The sequence below is a fragment of the Caulobacter sp. CCH9-E1 genome (assembly GCF_001556515.1).
Taxonomy (GTDB): Bacteria; Pseudomonadota; Alphaproteobacteria; order Caulobacterales; family Caulobacteraceae; genus Caulobacter.
This window is the reverse complement of record NZ_LSJA01000088.1, coordinates 1-1,113: the sequence shown is the minus strand read 5'-3', so window position 1 is coordinate 1,113 and position 1,113 is coordinate 1. Positions and strand designations below refer to the sequence as shown.

Below are 1,113 nucleotides of genomic sequence, written 5' to 3'. Positions count from 1 at the left end.
TCAATCGGGCTTTTGCCAGGGCTGGTTTGATTTGAGCATGGCGTTGGCGGCGACGACGATCTTCCTGGCGATGGCGACGAGGGCGACCTTGGCGGGTTTTCCGGCGTGGCGCATAGCCAGGTACTCGCGCCTAAACCCGTTGTCGGAGCGGACGGCGGAGACGGCGGCCATGTAGAGCGCCGCGCGCACGCAAGGACGGCCACCGCCGATGTGGGCGGCTCCAAGGCGGGTTCCGCTCTGGTTGGGGTGGGGCGCCAGGCCAGCCAGGCTGCCGACGGCCTTGCGGTCCAGGCTTCCCAGCTCGGGCAGGTCGGCGAGCAAGGTCATGCTGACAGCGGGACCCACGCCGGGAATGGTCCGCAAGAGGACGTCGCGGGCGCGGCCGTCCGGGGTCGCCATAAGCTCGGCCTCTAGACGGGCTTCGATCCTGGCGCGTTCGGCCGCCAGCCAGGCGATCGCCTGGCGGCAACTGTCGGCGACCGCCTCGTCCAGGGTTTGCTTAAGGCGGACCTTCTCCATGGCCGCCATCTCCACCAGCTGACGGCGGCGCGTGGACAGGGCCCGGATCTCGAAGGCCTTGGCGTCGGGTACGGGGCGAGCGGCGTCCTGCATCAAAAGAGCGAAGCGCGCGATCAGGCTCGCGTCCAGCCTGTCGGTCTTGGCGCGCCGGCCTTCGGCCACCCGCAGGGCCGCGATCCGCTTGGGATCCACCACCCCGACCTCGAAGCCAGCCTGGGCCAGACGCCGCACCAGCCGCGCGCCGTAGCCCCCGATCGACTCCAGCACCACCTTGCCCGCGCCTTCCCCTCTGAGCCGGGCCACCAGCGCCTCGATCCCCGACGGGCCGTTGGCGGTCCGGAACACCTTGCCGGACGGGGCAAGCCCCACGTCCAGCCAATCACGCCCGACATCCACGCCGGCCGCGCATCTCTGCGTCATCGCTCCGCTCCTGTGTTCGAGCTCGAACGCAAACGCGTCCCGCCCGTGCGACTGTTCGGAAAATCTGACTGGCGGACGCGCCCTTGCCGGCATCTCGGCCTCAAGGCCAGGGACCCAACGAGCTACGCCCGCCAACCATCAAGCCAACGCTTGACCTACATCGCAATACACAGG

The 1,113-nt window shown here is 69.4% G+C and carries 1 protein-coding gene; it reads right to left on the bottom strand.

The genetic code is table 11. From position 1 onward, the window contains the following. Complete coding sequence (locus AX690_RS05255) at positions 1-939, bottom strand: IS110 family transposase (protein ID WP_066681533.1); 939 nt, start codon at positions 937-939, stop codon at positions 1-3. Positions 940-1,113 lie beyond the last annotated feature (174 nt).